General features: G+C 74.0%; 1 protein-coding gene. It reads left to right on the top strand.

The window, feature by feature from the left end; translation table 11 throughout:
* Positions 1-1,858: acyltransferase domain-containing protein (locus ALMP_RS42510; protein WP_264937407.1), on the top strand; the 1,858-nt coding region annotated here is incomplete at both ends.

A 1,858-nucleotide genomic window follows, 5' to 3' on the forward strand; every position in this document is an offset into this window, starting at 1 on the left:
GTGGGATGGCGTCGCTGGGGGTGCCGGTGGAGCGTGCCTCCGAGCTGATCGCGGAGTACGGCGGTCGGGTGTCGGTGGCGGCGGTGAACGGTCCGGCGTCGGTGACGGTGGCGGGTGAGCCGGCCGCTCTGGAGGAACTCCTCGCTGTCTGTGAGGCGCAGGGTGTGTGGGCGCGGCGTGTCCCGGTGGACTACGCCTCGCACTCCGTCCAGGTCGAGGCGATCCGTGAGCGGCTGCTCGCCGAGCTGGCGGGTATCGAGCCGCAGGCTCCCATGGTCCCGTTCTTCTCGGCGGTGACGGCCGAGCGGTTGGAGAATCCGAGGCTGGACGCGGAGTACTGGTACACGAATCTGCGTCAGACGGTTCGTTTCGAGGAGACGGTCCGGGTTCTGCTCGCCCAGGGCTTCGACGCGTTCGTCGAGGCGAGCGCGCACCCGGTGCTGACGACTCCGATCGAGGGCACGGTCGAGTCCGCGGACGCCGACGCGGTGGTGCTGGGCACGCTGCGCCGGGGCGAGGGCGGGCAGGAGCGCTTCACCGCCGCGCTGGCGGAGGCGTTCGTCAACGGCCTGGACGTGGACTGGACGCCGCTCGTCGGTGAGGGCGACGCCCATGTCGACCTGCCGACCTACGCCTTCCAGCACCAGCGCTACTGGCTGGAGCGCACGGCCTCGTCCGGGGACGCGCGGCAGCTCGGCCTGACCGAGGCGGACCATCCGCTGCTGGGTGCGGCTGTGGCACTCGGCGACGGGCAGGGCGTCGTGCTGACGGGACGGCTGTCGCTGTCCTCGCACCCGTGGCTCCGGGACCACACCGTGGCCGGGACCGTCCTCCTGCCGGGCGCGGCCTTCGTGGAACTGGCGGTACGGGCCGGGGACGAGGTGGGACACGGCCGTATCGACGAACTCGCCCTGGAGGCGCCGCTGGTGATCCCCGAGCAGGGGTCTGTGCGGATCCAGGTCGTGGTCGGCGCCGCTGAACCCGACGGTACGCGTGCGCTGGGCGTGTTCTCCCAGGACGCCGACGAGTCGGCGGCGCCCGCCTGGACCCGGCACGCCGCCGGAACCCTGTCCGAACACGGCGCCGCCCCTGAAGCCGCTCTAGCCGCCGAAGCCTGGCCGCCGCCCGGTGCGCAGCCGGTGGACCTCGACGGCTTCTACTCGGACCTGGTGCCGGCCGGATACGCGTACGGCCCCGCCTTCCAGGGACTGCGTACGGCCTGGCGCGCGGGTGACGACCTGTACGCGGAAGTGGCGCTGCCCGAGGACGTGGCCCAGGGTGCCGCCGACTTCGGACTGCACCCCGCGCTGCTGGACGCCGCGCTGCATGCCGCTCTGCCCCGGACCGGCGCGGCGGAGCAGGTGCGGCTGCCGTTCGTCTTCAAGGGGCTGACGCTCCACGCGGCCGCCGCCACCCAGCTGCGGGTGCGGCTCTCGCCCACCGGGACGGACGCGGTCCGGGTGACCCTGTACGACGCGGCGGGCGGCCCGGTGGCGTCCGTCGAGGCACTCACGTTGCGTCCGATCGCCGCCGAGGCGCTCACCCCGGCGCTCCCGGCCGCGTCCGACGACCTGTTCCGCGTCGACTGGATCCCGGCCGGACCGGCCGAGCCCGCCTTCACCGGCAGCCTCTGGGCATTGGATGCCGACACTCCCGACCTGGACGCGGCAGCCGCGGGCGGGGTACCCGACGCGGTCGTGCTGCCCTGCCTCGCCGGTCCGGTAACGGGGCACGACCACGCCGCCTCGGTCCACCGGACGGCGGCGGGTGTGCTGTCGGTGGTGCGGGAGTGGCTGGGTGACGAGCGGTTCGCCGGGTCGCGGCTGGTGGTGGTGACGCGGGGTGCGGTGGGTGCGGG

The sequence above is a fragment of the Streptomyces sp. A012304 genome (assembly GCF_026008495.1).
Classification (GTDB): Bacteria; Actinomycetota; Actinomycetes; order Streptomycetales; family Streptomycetaceae; genus Streptomyces.